This is a genomic window from Pseudomonas laurylsulfatiphila, from assembly GCF_002934665.1.
Lineage (GTDB): Bacteria > Pseudomonadota > Gammaproteobacteria > Pseudomonadales > Pseudomonadaceae > Aquipseudomonas > Aquipseudomonas laurylsulfatiphila.
The window spans coordinates 196,772-220,322 of the sequence record NZ_NIRS01000003.1 but is presented as its reverse complement, the minus strand read 5'-3'; the positions used below and the strand labels follow the sequence as shown (position 1 = coordinate 220,322).

The following is a 23,551-nucleotide window of genomic DNA, read 5'->3' as shown; positions in this document are numbered from 1 at the left end:
CCGTAGGCTGGCAGTTGGTTTCAAGAGCACCTCTAAAGACAGGGCGATGGCAGTAGAGAGTGATGCGCTGCGCGGGTTTGATGCGCAGTTTACACGCCGCGATGTTGAATGACTCGTCAGTCACTACTGACGAATGGTCATCCAGGTCATGAGCGATGGTCACTTGACACCTTTGCCGGCGTTTTTGGAGGTGCCCTTGCGCCCGATGAGCATCAACCGCCAGGTTCGCCTAGGCGACTTTCTTTTCACCGGAGAGTAACGAGGAATCCATGAAGGTTCTTGTAGCTGTCAAACGCGTTGTGGATTACAACGTCAAGGTTCGCGTCAAGGCGGACAATTCCGGCGTCGATCTTGCCAACGTCAAGATGTCGATGAACCCGTTCTGCGAGATCGCCGTGGAAGAAGCCGTACGCCTGAAAGAAAAAGGTGTTGCGACTGAAATCGTCGTCGTCTCCGTCGGCCCGTCCACCGCTCAAGAGCAACTGCGCACCGCGCTGGCTCTGGGTGCCGACCGCGCCATCCTCGTCGAGTCGGCCGAAGACCTGACTTCCCTGGCCGTTGCCAAGCTGCTGAAGGCCGTTGTCGACAAGGAACAGCCTCAGCTGGTGATCCTTGGCAAACAAGCCATCGACAGCGACAACAACCAGACTGGCCAGATGCTCGCTGCATTGAGCGGCTACGGTCAGGGCACGTTCGCTTCGAAAGTCGAAATCAGCGGCGACAGCGTTGCCGTGACTCGCGAAATCGACGGCGGCGCGCAGACAGTTTCCCTGAAACTGCCGGCCATCGTCACCACCGACCTGCGTTTGAACGAGCCGCGCTACGCGTCTCTGCCAAACATCATGAAAGCCAAGAAGAAGCCTCTCGAAGTGCTGACTCCGGACGCTTTAGGCGTTTCCACCGCCTCCACCAACAAGACCCTGAAAGTCGAAGCGCCGGCTGCACGCAGCGCGGGTATCAAGGTCAAGTCGGTGGCTGAACTGGTCGAGAAACTGAAAAACGAAGCGAAGGTAATCTAAATGACTATCTTGGTTATTGCTGAACACGACAACAAAGTGCTGGCCCCGGCCACGCTGAACACCGTTGCTGCCGCCGCCAAGATTGGTGGTGACATCCACGTTCTGGTTGCAGGCCAGGGCGCTGGCGCCGTGGCTGAAGCCGCTGCGAAAATCGCTGGCGTGAGCAAAGTCCTGAACGCTGACAATGCCGCTTACGCGCACCAGCTGCCGGAAAACGTCGCTCCTCTGGTTGCTGAATTGGGCAAGGGCTACAGCCACATCCTGGCTGCCGCCACTTCCAATGGCAAAAACATCCTGCCGCGCGTTGCCGCTGCACTGGACGTTGACCAGATCTCCGAGATCATCTCGGTAGAAAGCGCTGACACCTTCAAGCGCCCGATCTACGCCGGTAACGCCATCGCTACCGTTCAATCGAACGCTGCAGTGAAAGTGATCACCGTGCGTGCAACCGGTTTCGACCCGGTTGCCGCTGAAGGTGGTTCGGCTGCTGTTGAAGCGGTTGCTGTTGCCCACGACGCTGGCATCTCCAGCTTCGTCGGCGAAGAGCTGGCCAAGTCCGATCGTCCGGAACTGACCGCTGCCAAGATCGTCGTTTCTGGCGGGCGCGGCATGCAGAACGGCGACAACTTCAAACACCTGTACGCCCTGGCCGACAAGCTGGGCGCTGCCGTGGGTGCTTCGCGCGCCGCGGTCGACGCAGGTTTTGTTCCGAACGACATGCAGGTCGGTCAGACCGGCAAGATCGTTGCTCCACAGCTGTACATCGCCGTCGGTATCTCCGGCGCGATCCAGCACCTGGCCGGCATGAAAGACTCCAAAGTGATCGTTGCGATCAACAAGGACGAAGAAGCGCCGATCTTCCAGGTGGCCGATTACGGCCTGGTGGCGGACCTGTTCGAAGCCATCCCTGAGCTGGAGAAGCTGGTCTAAACCGGCTGCTTCACTTATAAAGAGCCCGGCCTTTTGGTCGGGCTTTTTTTTGCTCTCTGTAGGAGCGAGCTCGCTCCTACAGGGGGGCATAACCGGGTATGAGTGGAGTGTGAAGCCATGGATCTGCGCTTTGTGTGGAGCTTGCTGGGATTGACGCTGTTGCCAGTGCTGTCTTTCGCCGCAGGCAAATGCGAACGCCTGGTGGTCACCGGCAGCCCCGACGCGCCGCCGTACCTGTGGCAAGACCCGCAGAATCCCAAACACCTGATCGGTGCCAGTGCCGATTTGTTGCAGCAAGTGGCGGGGGAGTTGGGGCTCAAGGTTGAACTGTTGTATGCCGGCAAACGCGCCCAAGCCCTGGACGAAGTGCGCAGCGGACGCATGGACATGCTGGCGGACGCGACGTTGACCGTCAGTGAGCTGGAAGCCCTTGATTACATCCATCCACCCTTGCTGGAAAACGACTACCTGGTCTGGACGCGCAAGGATTCGACACTGGTCTACAACGAAGCGTCCGATCTGCACGGCCATCCGGGTGCCGTGTCGGAAAAGGCTCGATTGACCCCGCAATTCAGCACCTTTGCCGCACAGCAATTAACCCTCACGCGCACGTCCAACCTGACCCTGGCCTTTCAGAAACTGTTGTTGGGCGAAGTCGAATTTGTCCTGGCCGGACGTTACTCGGGCATGGCGACTGCACAGACACTGGGCATGGCCGGTGATCTGAGCGCGCGTTCGCAACCGGTCGACAAACCTGGCCTGTTCCTGGCGATTTCCCACAACTCGGCCTGCAACGATCCGTGGTTGCGCGGACAGTTGGCCAAAAAGATGACAGAATTGCCCGCGTCCGGACTGACGGAAGCCGTGCTGATGCGCAATATCGAGCGCTGGAAGACACAGCGCTCACAACCGCAGCAACCCCCGCAACAACCCGTCAGTACCCCAAAACAGTAGGGATATTTAGTGAGTATTCGACCTCTTTTCGCTGCCGTGGCCATTGTCGCCCTGGCGGGTTGTGCAACCGATCCGGCGCCGAATGAACAAATGCGCCTGACCGAACAGGCACTCGAACAGGCCAAGGCCGTGGGTGCCACCGCCGACGATGTGCCGGAAATGAAACTGGCCGAGGACAAGTACAACCGCGCCAAGGGCAACATGACTGATCAATCGTTCAAGAACGCGCGCATGCGCGCCGAACAGGCCGAACTGGATGCGCGCCTGGCTGAAGCCAAGGTGCTGACGGCCAAGAGCGAGGAACAGTTGAACGTGCTCAACACCCGCATCGCCCGTCTGCACAAGCAACTGGGAGATGCTCAATGAGCCTCAAGCGCAAAACCCTTGGCGGTTTGATCCTGGCCGCCAGCCTGTCTGGTTGCGTCAGCCAGCACAGCGAGACCGCCTTGCAGCAGGCCGGAACCGACTTTCAGAAGGTCAAGGAAGACTCCAATGTGCTGCGAATCGCCCCCAAGGACGTGATCCGCGCCGGTGAGTCCCTGGCCCGTGCCGATCGCCTTTCCAGCTACTGGGGCAGTGGTTCGGACGTGGTGCATTACGCCTACCTGAGCCAGCGCTATAGCGCCATTGCCCGGGAACACACCAATCAGGCGCTCAACGAAGAACAAGCGGCAAAACTCGAACTGGAACGCCAGCGCCTGCAACTGGCATTGCGTGAGTCCAAACTGTTCAGTGTGCAGCAGCAAGGCAAGTGGCTCGAAGAGCAGATCCTGGCATTGACCACCTCCCAGACCGACCGCGGTCTGGTGATGACGTTGGGCGACATGCTGTTCGACACCGGCGAAGCGGAATTGAAACCTTCGGCCAACCGCGTGGTGTTGAAGATCGTGCAGTTCCTGCAACTCAACCCCAAGCGTGTGGTGCGGATCGAAGGTTACACTGACAGTACCGGGGGCAAGCAGGAAAACCTCAAGCTGTCTCGCGACCGTGCACAATCGGTGGCTGACGTGCTGATGGACCTGGGCATCGATGACAAGCGCATCCAGGTCGAAGGTTATGGCGACGAATACCCCGTGGACGCGAATGCGTCGGAACGGGGCCGTGCGCAGAACCGTCGGGTGGAAATCGTGTTTTCCGACGAAAACGGCCAGCTCGGCGCCGCCCGGTAAAGCTCCTACAGCCCTAAAACCCGGCCTGCCATGCAGCGCCGGGTTTTTTTACGGCTGCCGATTACCGCACAAAACAGTACAGATTTTGCTGACACTGCACTGTACGGTCGACTATTGTGGTAACTGTCCCCGTACACTTCTAAACTGTTCCGGTATTGTTTCATACAAGAATAAAATGCCCGTGAAATCGAGTGCTGCGTCATGACCAATCTTTTGCTCTATCAACGTATTGCTCAACAACTGGCCGAAGACATCCGCCGTGGGGTCTATCAGCCGGGAGAGCGCGTGCCTTCGGTGCGCAAGATGAGCTCGCAGCTCAATGTCAGTCATGCGACGGTGTTGCAGGCGTATGCCAATCTCGAAGATCAGGGGCTGATCCGTGCCCGGCCGCAGTCGGGTTACTACGTGCACCAGACGCCGGCACTCACGGCGCCGACGCCGGATATCGCCCGGGTCGAGCGCCCCGGCCTGGTCACCCGTAGCAGCATCATTCAACAAGTGCTGGTCGAATCCCGTCGTGAAGGTGTCTTCCCGCTGGGCGCTGCGGTGCCGAGTGTCGACTATTTACCGGTGCGGGCGCTGCATCAGCAATTGGCCAAAGTCACCCGTTTCCATAGCCCGCGGGCCTTCAGTTACATGTTCAGCCCCGGTTTCGAGCCGTTGCGCCGGCAGGTGGCGATCCGCATGCGCGATGCCGGCGTGGTGGTCGACCCGTCGGAAGTGGTGATCACCCACGGCTGCGTCGATGCGCTGCAGATGTCCTTGCGCGTGCTGACCCGTCCGGGCGATCTGATCGCAGCCGAGTCGCCGACCTATTACGGGTTGCTGCAACTGGCCGATCTGTTGGGTCTCAAGGTCATCGAGATCCCCAGCGATCCGGCCACGGGCATGAGCCTGGAAGCCCTGCAACTGGCAGCCAACCAATGGTCGATCAAGGCGTTGGTGCTGACCACTCGGCTGAGTAACCCGTTGGGCGGCACCATGCCTGAAGAACGGCAGAAACAACTGCTGCGCCTGGCGTCGGACTTCGATATCCAGATTGTCGAAGACGATATCTACGGTGAGCTGATGTTCGAGCAAGGGCGCACCAAATCCCTCAAGGCCTATGATCGGCTGGACCGGGTGATCTATTGCTCGAGCTTCTCGAAAACCCTATCGCCCGGGGTGCGGATCGGCTGGATGATTGCCGGCAAGTATCAGCAGGAAATCCAGCGCTTGCAGACCTTCAGCACGCATTCAGCGTGCAGCGTGACCCAGATGGGCATTGCCGCTTACCTGGAAAATGGCGGGTACGACCGGCATTTGCGCTTCATCCGTCAGGAGTACCGCAAGAACCTCAGTGCCTTCCAGCTGGCCGTACAGCAGTATTTCCCGGAAGGCACGCAGATGACCCGGCCTACCGGTGGCTTCATTCTGTGGGTGAGTTTGCCGGGGCGGGTCAACACCCAAGAGTTGCACGTGCGGGCATTGCAGCAGGGCATCAGTATTGCGCCCGGGCTGATCTTCAGTAATACCGAGCAATTCAATCACTGCATTCGCCTCAACTGCGGCACGCCCTGGAATCGTGAAGCCGAGCGTGCGTTGATGACCCTGGGCATGCTGGCCACCCAACTCTGCCAGGAGATGGCTGGCGGTTTGTAACAGTCTGCTACTGTGCTTGTCTTGTGGGCTGCAACAGGCGAGCATATGCACCTCTGCCGTTTGCACCCACCGTTGGATACATGAAACCGATTTTTCCTGCCTCCTGGTTTTTGCTCTGCCTGATTGCGAGTATTCAGCCGGTAACCGTGGTTGCGGCCACCGAGCAGGATCAGCAGACCACCGGCAGTTTCCACGTCGCACCGATAGAACCCGCACCAGCAAAAAAAGCCTCGCCGGCCAGGAAAACGACGACGCCGGCGAAAAAACACCCTCCCATTGCTTCCAAATCGAAAGCGGCCAGCGAAGTGGTAAAGACTGAGCTTCCATCCGCCAAGCTGGACCTGAGCTTGCCCAAGGATATGGTTCAGGAACTGAAGCCGGTCGGAACGGTGCCGTTGTCCAAGCGCGAACCGCTGTTACCCCAGATGTTCGGTGACAAAAGCGGCAGCAGCCCGTTCCAGCTCAACGGCCGCCTGCTCACCAATGAAATGCAGCTGCAACTGCGCAATGAAGAGCGCCGCGAGGTTGAAGGCGCGGCACTGGATTTCGAGTTCAAGCAGTAATACCAACAAGATCCGCGAGCCGCAGAACAGACGCTTCATCGGAGACTGGTCGGTCATGCCCGTTTACATCGAAAAACCCGCTCGCAGGTAATTTAAAACAACTGTTTTAGCGGGTACTCTGTGCCCGGTCCTTTTACACATTGCTCGTCGCGAGGAGCTTGTCGTCATGAAATGCCGTGAGGGCTGTGGCGCTTGTTGCATTGCCCCTTCCATCAGTTCACCGATCCCCGGTATGCCTAACGGCAAGGCCGCGGGGCAACGCTGCCTGCAACTTTCCGCCGATAACCTGTGCAATATTTTCGGCCAGCCGGAACGGCCGGCGGTGTGTTCTGCCTTCGAGGCCGACCCCGAGGTGTGCGGAAGCAGCAGCGAAGAGGCCATCCGGCTGATTGGCTGGTGGGAGCAAATGACGGCGGCGTGATGTTTTCAACGAACGGAACTTCAACAATAAGGAATAAGACTATGGGTTCGCTGCATCGTATGGCTGTGCTGTGTGGTTTGACGGTTGTGCTGGTTACCTCGACAGCCCAGGCCGAAGACTGGAAAGTCAAGAAAGACGAAGACGGCATCAAGATCTCCCTGAGTGAAGTGGCCGGGTCCGACTACAAGGCCTACCAGGGCGTTACGCTGATGAAAACCACCATGGCCAAGCTGCGTGCGTTGCAGGATGACGTGTCCGGAGCCTGCGCCTGGATTCACGAATGCAAAACCCAGAAACTGCTCAAGCACGAAGGTAACCAGAGCTGGACCTACACTCAGTTCAACACCCCATGGCCGGTTACTCCGCGTGATTCGGTGCTGCACATCACCACCACCGAAGGTGCCGATGGCAGCCTGACCCGCAAGCTCGAAGGCGTACCGAAATACATTCCTGAAGAAAAGGGCTTCGTCCGGGTCGCCAAGGTCGACGGTTTCTGGAAGTTCGTACCCAAGGGCGACCAGATCGAAGTGACCTATCAGGTGCACACCGAGCCGGGCGGCAGCGTGCCGTCGATGGTGGCCAACAAGTTCGTGGTGGATGCCCCGTTCAATACCTTGAAAGCCCTCAAGGAACGCGCCGAGAAGTAACGGCGTGATGCTTTTAAGGTGACTTCGCAGCGCCCCGACCGGTTCGGGGCGTTTGCGTTTTTGAACGGGCAGGGCGCTTTAATTTGTTTCCGGATATGCGTTGCACGAAATTTTCACCAAGTCTCCAAGACAATTCGCCGGCTCTCCCGCCACACGCAATGTATTCCTGAATGCAGGATGAAACAGTCGGGATGAGGGTAGTTATCAATGGCAATACAGCCGTTGATCGTGCAACATTTGCGCACCGCGCAAACCCCCGGGCCTTGTATGGGCCGAAAAGAGGGCCAGGCGCAGCTGTATTTTTGAAACTTCAACTTCCAATGGGTCCTAAAACGACATGGCAATCCCGGACGCCCTGAATCAGCAGCGAGCTTCTAGTCGCCTGCTGCAACCGACCGTCAAATCGCATCTGGCCTACACGCTGTTGTGTGCCCTGGTCATGATGGTCATGTTCAGCCTGCTGCGCGTCGCGCTGCTGGTCTACAACCGCTCGATGATCCTCGATACACCGGCTTCGACCTTCCTCGAGGCATTCGCCAACGGTCTGCGTTTCGACCTGCGTCTGGTGGTCTATCTCAGTATTCCGTTGCTGCTGGCATTGTTCAGTGCCCGGGCCATGGCCGCACGCGGGCTGTTCCGTCTCTGGCTGACGGTCGTCTCCAGTATTGCGCTGTTCCTGGGCCTGATGGAGATGGACTTCTATCGTGAGTTCCACCAGCGCCTCAATGGCCTGGTCTTCCAGTACGTCAAGGAAGATCCGAAAACCGTGATGAGCATGCTCTGGTACGGTTTCCCCGTGGTCCGCTACCTGCTGGCATGGGCCGTGGGCACATGGATCCTGAGCCTGGCATTCAAGGGCGCCGACCGTGCGACCCGCCCTCGTGGTCCGTTCAGTGGCGGCAGCATCGGCACTCGCCAGGTTGCGCCGTGGTACGCACGTATTGCGGTATTCGTGGTGTGCCTGCTGGTCTGTGTGGTCGCCGCGCGCGGCACGCTGCGCCAGGGCCCGCCGCTACGCTGGGGTGACGTCTATACCACCGACTCGAATTTCGCCAACCAGTTGGGCCTCAACGGCACGCTGTCGCTGGTCGCCGCAGCCAAGAGCCGGATGTCCGAGGATCGCGACAATATCTGGAAGGCGACCCTGCCTCAGCCACAAGCCCAGCAAGTGGTGCGTGACATGCTGGTGGTCCCGGCCGACAAACTGGTGGATGCCGACACCGCAGCGGTACGTCGCGATTACACCCCGCCGGCCGACAAGACCCTGCCGATCAAGAACGTCGTTGTGATCCTGATGGAAAGCATGGCCGGTCACTCGGTGGGAGCGCTGGGCGGGCCGGGCAACATCACGCCGTACCTCGACAAACTGTCAAAGGAGGGCTTGCTGTTCGACCGCTTCTTCTCCAACGGCACCCATACCCACCAGGGTATGTTCGCCACCATGGCCTGCTTCCCGAACCTGCCGGGCTTCGAATACCTGATGCAGACCCCGGAAGGCAGCCACAAGCTGTCTGGTCTGCCGCAGTTGCTCAGTGCCCGTGACTTCGACGACGTGTATGTCTACAACGGCGATTTCGCCTGGGACAACCAGTCGGGTTTCTTCAGCAACCAGGGCATGACCAACTTCATCGGTCGTAACGATTTCGTCAATCCGGTGTTCTCTGATCCGACCTGGGGCGTGTCCGACCAGGACATGTTCGATCGTGGCCTGGTCGAGCTCAAGGCACGGGAAAACGGCAAGCCGTTCTATGCCTTGCTGCAAACCCTGTCCAACCACACGCCTTACGCCTTGCCGACGCCATTGCCGGTCGAGCGCGTAACCGATCGTGGCAGCCTGAACGAACACCTGACCGCCATGCGTTACTCGGACTGGGCACTGGGCCAGTTCTTTGAAAAGGCCCGCAAGGAGCCGTACTTCAAGGAAACCCTGTTTGTCATCGTCGGTGACCACGGTTTTGGTAACGAACAGCAGATCACCGAGATGGATCTGGGCCGCTTCAACGTGCCGATGCTGATGATTGCACCGGGCATCCAGGAAAAATTCGGCCAGCGTGACCACACCGTGGGCACCCAGATCGACATCGTGCCGACCATCATGGGCCGCATCGGTGGCGAAGTGCGCCATCAGTGCTGGGGACGCGACCTGCTCAACCTGCCGCAAGGCGACCTCGGCATTGGTGTGATCAAGCCGTCGGGCAGCGAGCAGACCACGGCCATCCTCACCGCCGACCAGATTCTGGTCCTGCCGAAGGACAAGGACATGGCGCCGAAGTTGTACCAGTATGAATTGGGGGCCACGCCTCGCGCCGAAATCATTGCTGACGCGCCGCGTACCGCCGAGTTGAAACTCAAGCTCGAAGCGTTCCTGCAAACAGCGACCAAGAGCCTGCTGGACAACACCGCAGGTGTCGTTGACGGCAAACCGGACTAAGTTGTGACGCAATAGAAAAGAGGCCCTTCGAGGGCCTCTTTTTTTTTGCCTGGCGGTTTTTATATTCGGCCGAGCAAGAGCAGGATCAACAGCACCACCAACACGACGCCGATGATTCCGGACGGGCCGTAACCCCAACTTCTGGAGTGCGGGAAAACCGGTAAACCACCAATCAGTAACAGGATCAGAATGATGATCAGTATTGTGCCCATGTCTATTTCCTTGTTGAAAATGCAGTGGAATGACCATGCCAATCAGGTCAGCGGGAATGAAGTAAATTCGAGCTGCTTAAAAATTCCGACTCTCGCACCGGCAAGAAAATTCCAAGTTTTTTTGAAGTATTTCGGACAGGTTCTTATTTCTTTTTTGATTGCCTTAGTTGCTTGTGACGCGCCCGCGGTTTGCTCGGGCCATTCAGCAATCTGATGGAGCGTGGGTCGGGCAATTTCCTTCGCTACACTCGATGCATCTTCCGAGAACAACAAGGCTGTTTGCTATGCAAAATCGCATGATGATCACTGGTGCAGGCTCTGGCCTGGGTCGCGAAATCGCGCTGCGCTGGGCGCGTGAAGGTTGGCAACTGGCCTTGTCGGACGTCAGCGAGCCCGGTTTGCAGGAAACCCTGAAGCTGGTCCGTGAAGCCGGTGGCGATGGTTTTATCCAGCGCTGCGACGTGCGCGACTACAGCCAACTGACGGCGTTCGCCCAGGCCTGTGAGGTCAAGCTCGGCGGCATCGATGTCATCGTCAATAACGCGGGTGTAGCCTCTGGCGGCTTCTTCAGTGAGTTGTCCCTGGAGGACTGGGACTGGCAGATCGCGATCAACCTGATGGGCGTGGTCAAGGGCTGCAAGGCTTTCCTGCCGCTGCTGGAACAAAGCAAAGGCAAGATCATCAACATCGCGTCCATGGCCGCACTGATGCAAGGCCCGGCGATGAGCAACTACAACGTGGCCAAGGCGGGCGTGGTGGCGTTGTCCGAAAGCCTGCTGATCGAGTTGGCGCATCAGGAAGTCGGCGTACATGTGGTGTGCCCGTCGTTCTTCCAGACCAACCTGTTGGACTCCTTCCGCGGCCCGACCCCGGCCATGAAAGCCCAGGTCGGCAAGTTGCTGGAAAGTTCGCCGATCAGCGCCGCCGACATTGCCGACTACATCTACCAGCAGGTCGCTGCCGGCGAGTTCATGATCCTGCCCCACGAACAGGGCCGCATGGCCTGGGCGATCAAGCAGAAGAACCCGCAATTGCTCTACAACGAAATGACCGTCATGGCCGACAAAATGCGCGCCAAGGCCAGGCAATCGGCAAGCTGATCTTGCCCGCAGGCAACGCTGTAGTTAGGGTGGCCGCCATCGGCCATCCTTGCGAGACGCTTGCATGCTCAATTACCTGTGGTTTTTCCTCGCCGCGCTGTTCGAAATTGCCGGTTGCTTCGCCTTCTGGATGTGGCTGCGCCAGGGTAAAAGCATGTGGTGGGTGGTGCCGGCGCTCCTCAGCCTGACCCTGTTCGCCCTGCTGCTGACCCGTATCGAGGCCACCTACGCCGGCCGCGCCTACGCTGCCTACGGTGGTATCTACATCATTGCCTCGATTGGTTGGCTGGCCGTGGTCGAGCGGATTCGTCCGCTGGGTTCGGACTGGCTCGGCGTGGCGCTGTGTGTGATTGGCGCAAGTATCATCCTGTTCGGGCCGCGATTCTCCGCGTCCTGACAGCTCGTCCCTACAATCAACCTACTTGTCAGACTTTTCCGTCAGTGGCGTGGCTCAGGGGCTGTCAGTCCGGTCCGGTTTGCTGTCGGAGCATTGTAGGCGTACGGCGGGCCGGGCATCTTCAGGGGCCAATAACCCCTGAAGGACACTCCTTATGCTCGTACTCAGTCGCGTTGTGGGCGAAACCATTTCCATCGGTGACAACATTTGCGTGCGCGTTCTCGCGATCAACGGAAACCACGTTCGCTTTGGCGTCGAGGCGCCTCAGGACGTCAATGTGCACCGCTCCGAAATCTATGAACGCATCCAGAACAAACTGGCGAAAACCAAGGAACGCTGAAGCTTCAGTCAAACAGGTGCTTGGGCACGTCATGCTTGAGCATCAGTTGGCATTGCTCGCTTTCCGGGTCGAAGACAATCAGTGCCTGGCCCTTGGTCAGCGCCTGGCGCACGCGCAGTACGCGGGTTTCCAGCGGCGTGTCGTCACCATTGTCGGTGCCGTCGCGGGTCACGAAATCCTCGATCAGGCGGGTGAGGGTGTCGACTTCAAGTTGGTCGTGGGGGATCAGCATAGGCACCTCGGTTGGATCAATGGCGCGATGCTACGGCGTATGGCCGGTATCGGCTAGCCTGGGATTTGATGTTGTCTGCACTGACGCCATCGCGAGCAAGCTCGCTCCCACAGGGTTCAGCGGCGCACCGAAGATTTGTGTTCACCACCGATCAACTGTGGGAGCGGGCTTGCCCGCGAAGGCGATCTGTCAGGCAATGAAGAGTCTGACTCAGCTCTCCGCCCGCTGCCCCACCAGGCTGTCCACCGACGGCACCCGCGTATCGCTTTCCATCTGGGTGTCATGTTCGAGCTGATGGCTGAACCGGTCCAGTGAGCCCTTGGCCGGTTGCGCATCGCTGGCAAACACCGGCGGGCTGAGGATGTACGCACCGAGCAGGCGGCTCAGGGCAGCGAGGCTGTCGATGTGGGTGCGTTCGTAACCGTGGGTGGCGTCGCAGCCGAAGGCCAGCAGGGCCGTGCGAATGTCGTGGCCGGCGGTGACCGCCGAATGCGCGTCGCTGAAGTAGTAGCGGAACAGGTCGCGGCGTGCCGGCAGCTCGTTGTCGCTGGCCAGGCGCAAGAGGTGGCGCGACAGATGATAGTCATACGGTCCGCCGGAATCCTGCATCGCGATGCTTACCGCATGTTCGCTGGAGTGTTGGCCGGGCGCGACCGGTGCGATGTCGATGCCGACGAATTCACTGACGTCCCAGGGCAACGCCGCCGCGGCACCGCTGCCGGTTTCCTCGGTGATGGTGAACAGTGGATGACAGTCGATCATCAGTTCTTCGCCACTGTCGACGATGGCTTTGAGGGCCGCCAGCAGCGCGGCCACTCCGGCCTTGTCATCGAGGTGGCGAGCGCTGATATGCCCGCTTTCGGTGAACTCCGGCAACGGGTCGAAGGCGACGAAATCGCCGACGCTGATGCCCAGCGATTCGCAGTCGGCGCGGGTGGCGCAGTAGGCGTCCAGGCGCAACTCGATGTGATCCCAACTGATCGGCATTTCATCCACGGCGGTATTGAACGCGTGCCCGGACGCCATCAACGGCAAGACGCTGCCGCGGATCACGCCGTTGTCGGTAAACAGGCTGACGCGGCTGCCTTCGGCAAAGCGGCTGGACCAGCAGCCGACTGGCGCGAGGGTCAGGCGGCCGTTGTCCTTCACCGCACGCACTGCCGCGCCGATGGTGTCCAGGTGGGCGGAAACGGCGCGGTCGGGGCTGTTCTTCTTGCCCTTGAGCGTGGCGCGGATGGTGCCGCGACGGGTCAGCTCGAAGGGAATGCCGAGTTCTTCAAGGCGTTCGGCGACGTAACGCACGATGGTGTCGGTAAACCCGGTGGGGCTGGGAATGGCGAGCATTTCCAGCAGGACTTTTTGCAGGTAACCGAGGTCCGGTTCGGGGATTTTGCTGGTCATGGAAACTCCTGATGAGTTGAGGTGCCTGGACTGGCCCTTTCGCGAGCAGGCTCGCTCCCACAGGGGAATGCGATCACATGTGGGAGCGAGCCTGCTCGCGATGGGGCCGGTCTAGACAACGCATAGCTAAGAGACCGCCGGCTGGCTGTGCGGAAACAACAAATCCACAAAACGCTCCGCCGTGGGCTGTGGTTCGTGGTTGGCCAGCCCGGCCCGTTCGTTGGCTTCGATAAACACGTAGCCCGGCTGGTCAGCGGCGGACACCATCAGGTCGAGGCCGACCACGGGAATGTCCAGCGCCCGGGCGGCCCGTACAGCCGCATCCAGCAGTGTCGGATGCAGGATCGCCGTGACGTCCTCGAGAATGCCGCCGGTGTGAAGATTCGCCGTACGTCGTACGAACAGATGCTCGCCGGCCGGCAGAATGCTGCCATAGTCGTATCCGGCCGCCTGCAAGGTGCGAAGGGTTTCCGCATCCAGCGGGATCTTGCTTTCGCCACCCGTGGCCGCTTGTCGGCGTCGGCTCTGGGCTTCGATCAACTCGCCGATGGAGTGCTGGCCATCGCCGACCACTTCGGCCGGCCGGCGGATCGCGGCCGCGACCACTTCAAAGCCGATCACCAGGATTCGCAGGTCGAGGCCCTGGTGGAAGCTTTCCAGCAGCACGCGACTATCAAACTGGCGGGCCGCCTCGATGGCGTGCTGTACCTCTTCGATGGTCTGCAGGTCGACCGCCACGCCTTGGCCCTGTTCGCCGTCCAGCGGTTTGACCACCACGCGCCGGTGCTCATCAAGGAACGCCAGATTGTCATCGGCGTTGCCGGCCAGTTGCTGCACGGGCAGGTTCAGCCCGGCAGCCTTGAGCGCCTTGTGGGTCAGGCTCTTGTCCTGGCACAGGGTCATGCTGATGGCGCTGGTCAGGTCACTCAGGGATTCGCGGCAGCGTACCCGGCGCCCGCCATGGCTGAGCGTGAACATTCCGGCATCGGCGTCATCGACTTGCACATCGATGCCGCGACGGTGTGCTTCTTCGACGATGATCCGGGCGTACGGATTAAAGGCGGCTTCGGGGCCCGGCCCGAGAAACAGCGACTGGTTGATACCGTTCTTGCGCTTGATGGCGAAGGTCGACAGGTTGCGAAAACCGAGCTTGGCGTACAGGTTCTTCGCCTGGCGGTTGTCGTGCAGCACGGACAGGTCGAGGTAAGCGAGACCGCGACTCATGAAGTGTTCGATCAGATGCCGCACCAGCACCTCGCCGACGCCCGGCCGCGCACAATGTGGGTCGACCGCCAGGCACCAGAGACTGCAGCCGTGTTCCGGATCGTTGAAGGCCTTTGCATGATTGAGGCCCATGACGCTGCCGATGACCGCGCCGCTGTCATCGTCTTCCGCCAGCCAGTACACCGGGCCGCCCAGGTGGCGCGCAGTGAGCAGGGTGGCATCGATCGGCAGCATGCCGCGCGCCTGATACAGCTGATTGATGGCGTGCCAGTCGGCGTCGCTCTGCGCGCGTCGAATGCGAAATCCACGAAACACCCGGGTCGCCTGGCGGTAGTCGCTGAACCACAAGCGCAAGGTGTCGGACGGGTCGAGAAACAGCTGCGCCGGCTCCAGCCCCAACACCTGCTGGGGCGCGGCGACGTACAGCGCGATGTCCCGTTCGCCGGGCTGCTCGTTGAGCAACTCCGCGGCGAGGCTCGCCGCATCGGCAAAGGTGTGGCCGATCAACAAGCGGCCCCAACCGCAATGCACGGCAATCGGCGCGGCGCCGAGTTCACTGCCATCCTCGGCCAGACGTGCCTGCAAACGTTCGTAGGAAGGCGACTGGCCGCGCAACAGGCGTTGGCTGAAAGCCGTGGCGTGAGGTTTCATCGGTCAGATTCCTTGTTCGCTGAGCCACAGGTTGAGGGCCGCCAGTTGCCACAGCTTGGAGCCGCGCAACGGCGTCAATTGTCCCTGCGGATCGGTCAGCAGACGGTCGAGCATTGCCGGGTTGAACAAGCCGCGATCCTGGCTCGGATCGAGCAGCAACTCACGCACCCACTCCAGCGTATCGCCCTGCAAATGCTTGAGACCCGGCACTGGGAAGTAACCTTTCTTGCGGTCGATCACTTCACTGGGAATCACTTGGCGCGCGGCTTCTTTCAAGACTTGCTTGCCGCCGTCCGGCAGTTTGAAACGCCCCGGAATCCGGGCCGACAGCTCGACCAGGCGGTAGTCGAGAAACGGCGTGCGCGCTTCCAGACCCCAGGCCATGGTCATGTTGTCGACGCGTTTGACCGGGTCGTCCACCAGCATCACCGTACTGTCCAGACGCAAGGCCTTGTCCACCGCCGCATCGGCACCGGGCTGGGCGAAATGGGCTTTGACGAAGTCACCGGCGGCGTCATTGGCGGTCAGCCATTTTGGCTGCACGGTCGCCGCGTAGTCGTCGTAACTGCGGTCGAAAAATGCGTCGCGGTACGCGGCATAGGGATCGCTTGCACCGTCCACTTGCGGATACCAGTGGTAGCCGGCGAACAGTTCGTCGGCACCCTGGCCGCTCTGGACGACCTTGCAGTGTTTGGCCACTTCACGGGACAACAGGTAGAACGCGATGCAGTCGTGGCTGACCATCGGTTCGCTCATGGCACGGAATGCGGCGGGCAGTTGTTCGATGATCTCTTTTTCATCGATGCGCAATTGGTGATGCTGCGTGCCGTAGTGCCGGGCGATCAGGTCGGAGTACTGGAACTCGTCACCGCGTTCGCCGCCGGCATCCTGGAAACCGATGGAGAAGGTCGACAGATTGTCCACGCCGACTTCCCGCAACAGGCCCACCAGCAAGCTCGAGTCGACCCCACCGGACAGCAGCACGCCAACATCGACCGCCGCACGCTGACGAATCGCGACGGCTTCGCGGGTGCTGTCAAGCACCCGGTCGCGCCAGTCTTCAAGGGTCAGGTTTTTCTCGTCGTCGTGGGGGCCATAGGCCAGGGACCACCAGGTTTTCTGCTCGGAGCGACCATCGGCTTCGATGCGCATCCAGGTGGCAGGCGGCAGTTTTTCGATGCCCGCCAGCAACGTGCGCGGTGCCGGGACCACGGCATGGAAATTCAGGTAGTGATTGAGCGCCACCGGATCGAGGACCGGATTGATGTCGCCGCCCTTGAGCAATGCCGGCAGCGCTGAGGCAAAGCGCAAACGCTGGCGGGTGCGCGACAGGTACAAGGGTTTTACGCCAAGACGGTCGCGGGCGATGAACAGGCGTTGGGCATCGCGCTCCCAGACGGCAAAGGCAAACATGCCGTTGAGTTTCGGCAGCAAGGCTTCGCCCCAGGCGTGATAGCCCTTGAGCAAGACTTCAGTGTCGCCACCGGAATAGAAGGAGTAACCCAGGCTTTCAAGCTCGGCGCGCAGTTCCGGAAAATTGTAGATAGCGCCGTTGAAGGCCAGGGACAAGCCCAATTGCGGGTCGATCATCGGCTGCGCCGAGCCGTCCGACAGGTCCATGATTTTCAGGCGCCGATGGCCCAGGGCAACCGGCCCCTGGCTATGAAATCCCCAGGCGTCGGGGCCGCGAGGGGCCAGGTGATGGGTGATTCGTTCAACGGCTGCAAGGTCTGCAGGTTGATGATCAAAACGTAACTCGCCAGCTAATCCGCACATAAATTCCTTACCGGTTTTTCCGTTGGGGAGGGTCAATCGATACCGCGCCAAAATGGCGGGTACTCAGAAACTGACCCGCCTCGGCAAGGGGAGTTTTATATCGATCAGTTATAAGCGGGCGAAGCCCAGGCCGAGAGCCGCTGTGCGGGCGCTCTCGACGGCGGTATCGACTATTTGCCCCGGATCAGGCGCCGTAACGCAAACCGGTTGGGATGACAGGCTTCGGCCACGCTTCTGGGCAACGGCAGGGGCTCGTTGTCCAGCCAGGCCGCCAGCAGTTCTCCGGACAGCGGCGCGGTAATCAGGCCGCGCGAGCCGTGGCCGCTGTTGACGTACAAACCGTCGAGCCACGGGCATTCGACGTCCGGCACCTGCCGGGCGTCCTTGCCCAGCGCGGCATAGGCCTGAGCGAAGGCCTGGGTGTCGGCCAACGGGCCGACGATTGGCAGGTAGTCGGGGCTGGTACAGCGAAACGCGGCGCGCCCCTGGAGGCTCTCGGGATCGAGGCGGTCGATCTCCAGGCGCTCTACCAGATCATGGGAAATTTCGTCGAGCATGGCCAGGTTGCCCAGGTGTTCAGCCGTGGTCGGCGTCAGGTCATCGCTGTTGAAATCGAAACTGGCCCCCAGGGTGTGTTCGCCCAAGCGTGCGGGAGCGACATAGCCTTCGGCGCACACCACAGTGCTCAGGGCCTGGCTTTGTGGCGTTTGCGCCAGGCGGGTGATTTGCCCGCGAATGCGTTTGAGCGGCAACCCGGCACTCTCGGGGAAACGCCGGATTTCCGCAGCACCGGCGAGGACCACCACGGGGGCGCAGGCAAGCAATTGCTCGCCGTTCCAGGCTTGCCACTGACCCTCGACCTTGCGCAGTTCCAGCGCATCGCAATGCGTGAGCAGTTGAACCTGCGGATGCCCGGCCTGCCACTGGCATAGCGCCGGTGGGTGGACCCAGCCGCCTTGCGGATAGAACAGGCCCCCGTGTGCCAGCCCGATCCCGGCCACGGCCTGGGCCCCGGATTGATCCAGCAGGTGCAACAGGTCCGGCGCAAACGCCGCCGCCAATTGCGCCTGGCGTTCGGCTTCCTTGGCATTGAAGGCCAGTTGCAACACGCCGCAATCGTCCCAGTCGCGGCCCCGTTGCAAGTGTTCGAGCTGTCGCCGGGTGTAGCCGAATCCGCTGACGATCATTTGCGACAGCGTCGTGCCATGCGCCGATAACTTCAGGTAGAGCACGCCCTGCGGATTGCCCGAAGCTTCCCGGGCGATGTCGTCGTGACGCTCCAGCAACGTCACTTGCCAGCCCCGTGCGGCCAGGCTGGCGGCGCTGGCACAACCGGCCAGCCCTGCGCCGATCACCAGTGCGCGGCGCTCGCCGCTCGGCGGTGCAGGTCGGGCAAACCAGGGTTTGTCGGGCGCCGGGGCGGGTACGTCGTGGGGCCAGCCGAGGAACTCACCGCGCAGGATTTCCCATTTATGGCCGATGCCCGGGGTGCGTTTCATCTTGAAACCGGCGGCGTTGAGCAGGCGCCGTACCCAACCGGTGCTGGTGAAGGTGCTGATGGACGCACCGGGCGCGGCCAGGCGCGCCAGTTCGGCAAACAGTTCGGCGGTCCACATGTCAGGGTTTTTCGCCGGAGCGAAACCGTCGAGGAACCAGGCGTCGATCCGGGCGTCGAGTTGGGGCAGTTGTTCCAGCGCGTCGCCGATCAGCAGGGTCAGGGTGACGCGGCCGTGGTCCAGTGTCAGGCGCTGAAAGCCCTGATGGATGGCTACGTACTGCTCAAGCAGTTGATCGGCAAACACCTTGAGTTCCGGCCACAGCGCCAGGGCACGTTGCAAGTCGGCCGGGCTCAACGGGTACTTTTCGACGCTGACAAAATGCAACAGCGCATCGGCCGCGGCGTGTTGCTCGAACACCTGCCAGGCGCACAGGAAATTCAGCCCGGTGCCGAACCCCGTTTCACCGATGACCAGCCGCCCGCCCTCGGGCAAGGCCGCAAAGCGCTCCGCCAAACGGTTCTGTTCGATGAACACGTAGCGGGTTTCGTCCAGCCCCGATTTGTCGGAGAAATACACATCGTCGAACACTCGCGAATACGGGCGACCTTGGTCGTCCCAGTCGAGTTGGGCGTGGGGCAATACAGGTTTCATGGCAGGCTCGGCAACGGCAAGGTCGCCATTCTAGCTGATCGCTAAAGGATCGCAGCCTTCGGCAGCTCCTACAGGATTACGCCGACCCATGCAGGAGCTGCAGAAGGCTGCGATCTTTTGATCCAGGCAGCATCGCTCGACATCAACTTCCGCTAGTCTTGCTCACATCTGGAAGGGAGCCATCCATGTTCGAATCCGCCGAAATCGATCACGCCATCGACAAAGAAACCTACGACGCCGAAGAACCGGCCCTGCGCGAAGCGTTGCTCGAAGCGCAGTTCGAACTGCAGCAGCAACGCCGCTTTCCGGTGATCATTTTGATCAATGGCATCGAAGGTGCCGGCAAGGGCGAGACGATCAAGTTGCTCAACGAGTGGATGGACCCGCGCCTGATCGAGGTCCGTACCTTCGATCAGCAAACCGACGAAGAACTGGCGCGGCCACCGGCCTGGCGCTACTGGCGGATGCTCCCGGCCAAGGGCCGCATGGGAATTTTCTTCGGCAACTGGTATAGCCAGATGCTGCAGGGGCGGGTCCATGGCGAGTTCAAGGACCCGCGCCTCGACCAGGCGATCAATGGCGCCGAGCGCCTGGAAAAGATGCTCTGCGATGAAGGTGCGCTGATCTTCAAGTTCTGGTTTCACCTTTCCAAGAAGCAAATGAAGGCACGCCTCAAGGCGCTGGCCGACGACCCGCTGCACAGTTGGCGCATCAGCCCGCTGGACTGGCAGCAATCGGAAACCTACGACAGGTTCGTCAAGTATGGCGAGCGGGTGCTGCGTCGTACCAGTCGCGACTATGCACCTTGGCATGTGATCGCTGGGGCGGATGCCCATTATCGCAGTCTGGCCGTGGGGCGGATTCTGCTGGCGGGCCTGCAGGGCGCATTGCAGCGGCCGACGATCCATCCGGAAAAGGTCAGCGCGGCGCCAGTGTTCCCCAGTGTCGATCAAGTGAACCTGCTCGACAGCCTGGACCTGAGCCTGCACCTGGAGAAGGAGGATTACGAAGAGCAACTGATCACCGAGCAGGCGCGTTTTTCCGGGTTGATGCGTGACAAACGCATGCGTCGCCATGCGCTGGTGGCGGTGTTCGAGGGCAACGACGCGGCAGGCAAGGGCGGGGCGATTCGCCGGGTGGCGGCGGCGCTTGATCCGCGCCAATACAGCATCGTGCCGATTGCCGCGCCCACCGAAGAGGAGCGGGCGCAACCCTATCTGTGGCGCTTCTGGCGACACCTTCCGGCCCGGGGCAAGTTCACCGTGTTCGACCGCTCCTGGTATGGCCGGGTATTGGTGGAGCGCATCGAAGGGTTTTGCAGCCCGGCAGACTGGCTGCGTGCCTACGGTGAAATCAACGACTTCGAGGAACAACTCACTGACGCCGGTGTGATCGTGGTCAAGTTCTGGCTGTCCATCGACAAACAGACGCAACTGGAGCGTTTTGAGGAACGCGAAAAGATTTCCTTCAAGCGCTTCAAGATCACTGAAGATGACTGGCGCAACCGTGAAAAATGGGATGACTATCGCGCGGCGGTTGGCGACATGGTCGACCGGACCAGCACCGAGATTGCGCCATGGACCCTGGTGGAGGCCAACGACAAGCGCTGGGCGCGAGTCAAAGTCTTGCGCACCATCAACCGGGCACTGGAGGAGGCTTTCGAAAAATCCGACCGGCATGAGCGCAAGAAGCAGAAGGACAAGGATTGAGGCGATGGTTGCGCATACGCGGGGTGAATGATTGTCGCGGTCGGTGAAGGGCTGGACTTATGCTCGGTCCACTCTCAACCGACAACAACAATGAGGTATGCCATGCGTGAAGTGGTGATCGTCGACAGCGTGCGGACCGGCCTGGCCAAATCCTTTCGCGGCAAATTCAACATGACCCGTCCGGACAACATGGCGGCACACTGTGTCGATGCCCTGTTGGCGCGCACCGGTATCGATCCGGCAAGTGTCGAGGACTGTATCGTTGGCGCCGGCTCCAACGAAGGCGCCCAGGGTTTCAATATCGGGCGTAATGTCGCGGTGCTGTCGCGCCTGGGCATCGGCACGGCCGGCATGACCCTCAACCGCTTCTGTTCCTCGGGCTTGCAGGCGATCGCCATCGCCGCCAACCAGATCGCTTCGGGTTGCAGCGACATCATCGTCGCCGGTGGCGTCGAGTCCATCAGCCTGACCATGAAAAGCGTCAACACCGACAACCTGATCAACCCGCTGCTCAAGGAGCAGGTGCCGGGCATCTACTTCCCGATGGGCCAGACGGCTGAAATCGTCGCGCGTCGGTACAACGTCAGCCGCGAAGAGCAGGACCTGTATGCACTGCAAAGCCAGCAGCGTACCGCCGAGGCTCAGGCCGCCGGGCTGTTCACTGATGAAATCGTGCCGATGGCGGTGAAGTACCGTGTCGAAGACAAGGCGACCGGCCAGGCACAGATCCTCGACGGCATCGTCGACCGCGACGACTGCAACCGCCCCGATACCACTCTGGAAAGCCTGGCCGGCTTGAAGCCGGTGTTCGCCGAAGATGGTTCGGTCACGGCCGGCAACTCTTCGCAGCTGTCGGACGGCGCGTCCATGACGCTGGTGATGAGCCTGGAGAAGGCACTGGAACTGGGGCTTAAGCCGAAAGCGTTCTTCCGCGGTTTTACCGTGGCCGGTTGCGCGCCGGACGAGATGGGCATCGGCCCGGTATTTTCGGTGCCGAAACTGCTCAAGGCCAAAGGCTTGCAAGTTGCCGATATCGATCTGTGGGAACTCAACGAGGCGTTCGCTTCGCAGTGCCTCTATAGCCGTAATCGCCTGGAAATCGACAACGCCCGGTACAACGTCAACGGCGGCTCGATTTCCATCGGCCACCCGTTCGGCATGACCGGTTCGCGTCAGGTCGGGCACCTTGTGCGTGAATTGCAGCGGCGCAATCTGCGTTACGGCATCGTCACCATGTGCGTGGGTGGCGGGATGGGGGCTACCGGGTTGTTTGAAGCGGTGCGCTAGGCCTCGATATTTCTCGTTGTCAGTTAGATAGCCATCGCGAGCAAGCTCGCTCCCACAGGTTTTGTGGTGACCAAAGAACCTGTGGGAGCGAGCTTGCTCGCGATGGGCGCGCCACGGTCAAAAAACATCCCCCGAAGATTGCGACCTGCACAGTTTCATTCGCGGCCAGGCCGTAACTGTCCCTGTGTGCGTCACCGCTGTGCGCCTAGAATGACGGCTCCTGTCAGTTGGCTTCGGGGTTCACATGCACATTTCATCGGGTCGCTGGGTTTACGGTCTGTTCCTGGCCTTGCTGACCGCGTTGTTGTGGGGAATCCTGCCGATCAAGCTCAAGCAAGTGTTGCTGGTGATGGACCCGGTGACGGTGACCTGGTTTCGCCTGCTGGTGTCCGGCGGTTGCCTGTTCATTTACCTGGCGGCCACCAGGCGCCTGCCCAGCCGCAAAGTGCTCGGTCCGCGCGGTGGCTGGCTGGTGCTGATGGCCGTGCTCGGCCTGGTGGGCAACTATGTCTTGTATTTGATGGGCCTGAATCTGCTCAGCCCCGGCACCGCGCAACTGGTGGTGCAGATGGGGCCGATCATGCTGCTGATCGCCAGTCTGTTTGTGTTCAAGGAACGCTTCAGCCTGGGGCAGGGGATCGGCCTGCTGGTGCTGCTGATCGGCTTTGCGCTGTTCTTCAACCAGCGCTTGAGTGAATTGCTCACGTCGCTGACCGACTACACCGCCGGCGTGCTGCTGGTGCTGCTGGCGTCCACGGTCTGGACCTTCTATGCCCTGGGGCAGAAGCAATTGCTGACGGTGTGGAACTCGCTGCAGGTGATGATGGTGATCTACCTGTTTTGCGCGGCGTTGCTGACGCCCTGGGTGCATCCGCTTGAAGCACTGCAATTGAACCCCTTGCAGGGGTGGTTGCTGCTGGCGTGCTGCCTCAACACCCTGATTGCCTATGGCGCGTTTGCCGAGGCCCTGGCCCACTGGGAAGCTTCCCGGGTCAGCGCGACGCTGGCCATTACGCCGCTGGTGACTTTTGCGGCGGTTGCCATGGCGGCATGGCTGTGGCCCGAGTATGTGCATGCCGAGACGATCAATGGGTTGGGTTATGGCGGTGCGGTGCTGGTGGTGCTGGGGTCGGCGCTGGTGGCGTTGGGGCCGTCGTTGATTGCCGGGCTCAAGGCCAGAAAATCCAAAATGGTCGTTGGCTAAAAATCTTCATCGCGCCCTTCGCGAGCAGGCTCGCTCCCACAGAGATCCAGTGTGGGAGCGAGCCTACTCGCGAAGACGGACTTTCAATCACCG

Annotated in this window: 22 protein-coding genes; 16 read left to right on the top strand and 6 right to left on the bottom strand. The window is 60.7% G+C overall.

The features are described 5' to 3' along the window. Nucleotides 1-269 precede the first annotated feature (269 nt). The 10 genes from CD175_RS11415 (at nt 270) to CD175_RS11370 (ending at nt 9,775) form a co-directional block, all read left to right on the top strand. Nucleotides 270-1,019, top strand: coding sequence for an electron transfer flavoprotein subunit beta/FixA family protein (locus tag CD175_RS11415; RefSeq protein ID WP_015093946.1), 750 nt, complete (start codon nt 270-272; stop codon nt 1,017-1,019). Then, nucleotides 1,020-1,949, top strand: a complete 930-nt coding sequence (locus CD175_RS11410; protein ID WP_104448994.1) for an electron transfer flavoprotein subunit alpha/FixB family protein — start codon at nt 1,020-1,022, stop codon at nt 1,947-1,949. Between the two features lie 117 nt (nt 1,950-2,066). Beyond that, nucleotides 2,067-2,903, top strand: coding sequence for a substrate-binding periplasmic protein (locus tag CD175_RS11405; protein ID WP_104448993.1), 837 nt, complete (start codon nt 2,067-2,069; stop codon nt 2,901-2,903). Nucleotides 2,904-2,912: 9 nt separating this feature from the next. Next, nucleotides 2,913-3,269, top strand: a complete 357-nt coding sequence (locus tag CD175_RS11400) for a DUF4398 domain-containing protein (RefSeq protein ID WP_165824753.1) — start codon at nt 2,913-2,915, stop codon at nt 3,267-3,269. Beyond that, nucleotides 3,266-4,072 carry an OmpA family protein gene (locus tag CD175_RS11395; protein ID WP_104448991.1) on the top strand — a complete coding sequence of 269 codons (807 nt, stop codon included), beginning with the start codon at nt 3,266-3,268 and terminating at the stop codon, nt 4,070-4,072. The genes CD175_RS11400 and CD175_RS11395 overlap by 4 nt, the downstream gene beginning before the upstream one ends. Nucleotides 4,073-4,273: 201 nt before the next feature. Next, entirely contained in the window at nt 4,274-5,713 is a 1,440-nt protein-coding gene (locus tag CD175_RS11390) for an aminotransferase-like domain-containing protein (RefSeq protein ID WP_007973699.1), read from the top strand. An 80-nt stretch (nt 5,714-5,793) separates the two neighbouring features. Then, nucleotides 5,794-6,276: a translation initiation factor 2 gene (locus CD175_RS11385; RefSeq protein WP_104448990.1), complete on the top strand. Its 483-nt coding sequence runs from the start codon at nt 5,794-5,796 to the stop codon at nt 6,274-6,276. Between the two features lie 166 nt (nt 6,277-6,442). Beyond that, on the top strand, nt 6,443-6,697 hold the full coding sequence (locus CD175_RS11380; protein WP_007973695.1) for a YkgJ family cysteine cluster protein: 255 nt from the start codon (nt 6,443-6,445) through the stop codon (nt 6,695-6,697). 41 nt (nt 6,698-6,738) lie between these two features. Further along, nucleotides 6,739-7,344 carry an START domain-containing protein gene (locus tag CD175_RS11375; protein ID WP_104448989.1) on the top strand — a complete coding sequence of 202 codons (606 nt, stop codon included), beginning with the start codon at nt 6,739-6,741 and terminating at the stop codon, nt 7,342-7,344. Nucleotides 7,345-7,681: 337 nt separating this feature from the next. Further along, nucleotides 7,682-9,775, top strand: coding sequence for an LTA synthase family protein (locus CD175_RS11370; protein ID WP_104448988.1), 2,094 nt, complete (start codon nt 7,682-7,684; stop codon nt 9,773-9,775). A gap of 59 nt (nt 9,776-9,834) precedes the next feature. Here CD175_RS11370 and CD175_RS11365 read toward each other — a convergent pair whose 3' ends face one another. Then, the gene (locus tag CD175_RS11365; RefSeq protein ID WP_172435350.1) at nt 9,835-9,993 is read right to left on the bottom strand and encodes a DUF3309 family protein; all 159 of its coding nucleotides are present in this window, start codon (nt 9,991-9,993) and stop codon (nt 9,835-9,837) included. Between the two features lie 278 nt (nt 9,994-10,271). On the opposite strand from CD175_RS11365, the gene CD175_RS11360 reads away from it, so the two are divergent. From CD175_RS11360 to csrA, 3 genes are all read left to right on the top strand, one after another. Next, on the top strand, nt 10,272-11,087 hold the full coding sequence (locus tag CD175_RS11360) for an SDR family oxidoreductase (RefSeq protein ID WP_095966328.1): 816 nt from the start codon (nt 10,272-10,274) through the stop codon (nt 11,085-11,087). Nucleotides 11,088-11,151: 64 nt separating this feature from the next. After that, nucleotides 11,152-11,484, top strand: a complete 333-nt coding sequence (locus tag CD175_RS11355) for a YnfA family protein (protein WP_008004345.1) — start codon at nt 11,152-11,154, stop codon at nt 11,482-11,484. 154 nt (nt 11,485-11,638) lie between these two features. Further along, on the top strand, nt 11,639-11,824 hold the full coding sequence (csrA, locus tag CD175_RS11350; protein WP_104448987.1) for a carbon storage regulator CsrA: 186 nt from the start codon (nt 11,639-11,641) through the stop codon (nt 11,822-11,824). Between the two features lie 4 nt (nt 11,825-11,828). Here the strand turns inward: csrA and CD175_RS11345 are convergent, their stop codons facing one another. From CD175_RS11345 to mnmC, 5 genes are all read right to left on the bottom strand, one after another. Continuing rightward, nucleotides 11,829-12,056 (bottom strand): YheU family protein, encoded by a 228-nt coding sequence (locus tag CD175_RS11345; RefSeq protein ID WP_003199186.1) that lies wholly within the window; start codon nt 12,054-12,056, stop codon nt 11,829-11,831. Nucleotides 12,057-12,266: 210 nt separating this feature from the next. Beyond that, the gene (locus tag CD175_RS11340) at nt 12,267-13,457 is read right to left on the bottom strand and encodes an osmoprotectant NAGGN system M42 family peptidase (RefSeq protein ID WP_104448986.1); all 1,191 of its coding nucleotides are present in this window, start codon (nt 13,455-13,457) and stop codon (nt 12,267-12,269) included. 126 nt (nt 13,458-13,583) lie between these two features. Next, on the bottom strand, nt 13,584-15,332 hold the full coding sequence (gene ngg, locus CD175_RS11335) for an N-acetylglutaminylglutamine synthetase (protein WP_104448985.1): 1,749 nt from the start codon (nt 15,330-15,332) through the stop codon (nt 13,584-13,586). Nucleotides 15,333-15,335: 3 nt separating this feature from the next. Beyond that, nucleotides 15,336-17,108: an N-acetylglutaminylglutamine amidotransferase gene (locus CD175_RS11330; protein WP_104448984.1), complete on the bottom strand. Its 1,773-nt coding sequence runs from the start codon at nt 17,106-17,108 to the stop codon at nt 15,336-15,338. 170 nt (nt 17,109-17,278) lie between these two features. Continuing rightward, nucleotides 17,279-19,258 carry a bifunctional tRNA (5-methylaminomethyl-2-thiouridine)(34)-methyltransferase MnmC2/FAD-dependent 5-carboxymethylaminomethyl-2-thiouridine(34) oxidoreductase MnmC1 gene (gene mnmC, locus CD175_RS11325; protein WP_104448983.1) on the bottom strand — a complete coding sequence of 660 codons (1,980 nt, stop codon included), beginning with the start codon at nt 19,256-19,258 and terminating at the stop codon, nt 17,279-17,281. Nucleotides 19,259-19,443: 185 nt separating this feature from the next. On the opposite strand from mnmC, the gene pap reads away from it, so the two are divergent. The 3 genes from pap to CD175_RS11310 all read left to right on the top strand — a co-directional run bounded on the left by pap (nt 19,444) and on the right by CD175_RS11310 (nt 23,458). Then, nucleotides 19,444-20,967, top strand: a complete 1,524-nt coding sequence (gene pap / locus CD175_RS11320) for a polyphosphate:AMP phosphotransferase (protein ID WP_104448982.1) — start codon at nt 19,444-19,446, stop codon at nt 20,965-20,967. 102 nt (nt 20,968-21,069) lie between these two features. Next, nucleotides 21,070-22,254 carry a thiolase family protein gene (locus CD175_RS11315; RefSeq protein ID WP_104448981.1) on the top strand — a complete coding sequence of 395 codons (1,185 nt, stop codon included), beginning with the start codon at nt 21,070-21,072 and terminating at the stop codon, nt 22,252-22,254. 244 nt (nt 22,255-22,498) lie between these two features. Next, a complete protein-coding gene (locus CD175_RS11310) occupies nt 22,499-23,458 on the top strand; it encodes a DMT family transporter (protein WP_104448980.1) in 960 nt (319 codons plus the stop codon). Nucleotides 23,459-23,551 lie beyond the last annotated feature (93 nt).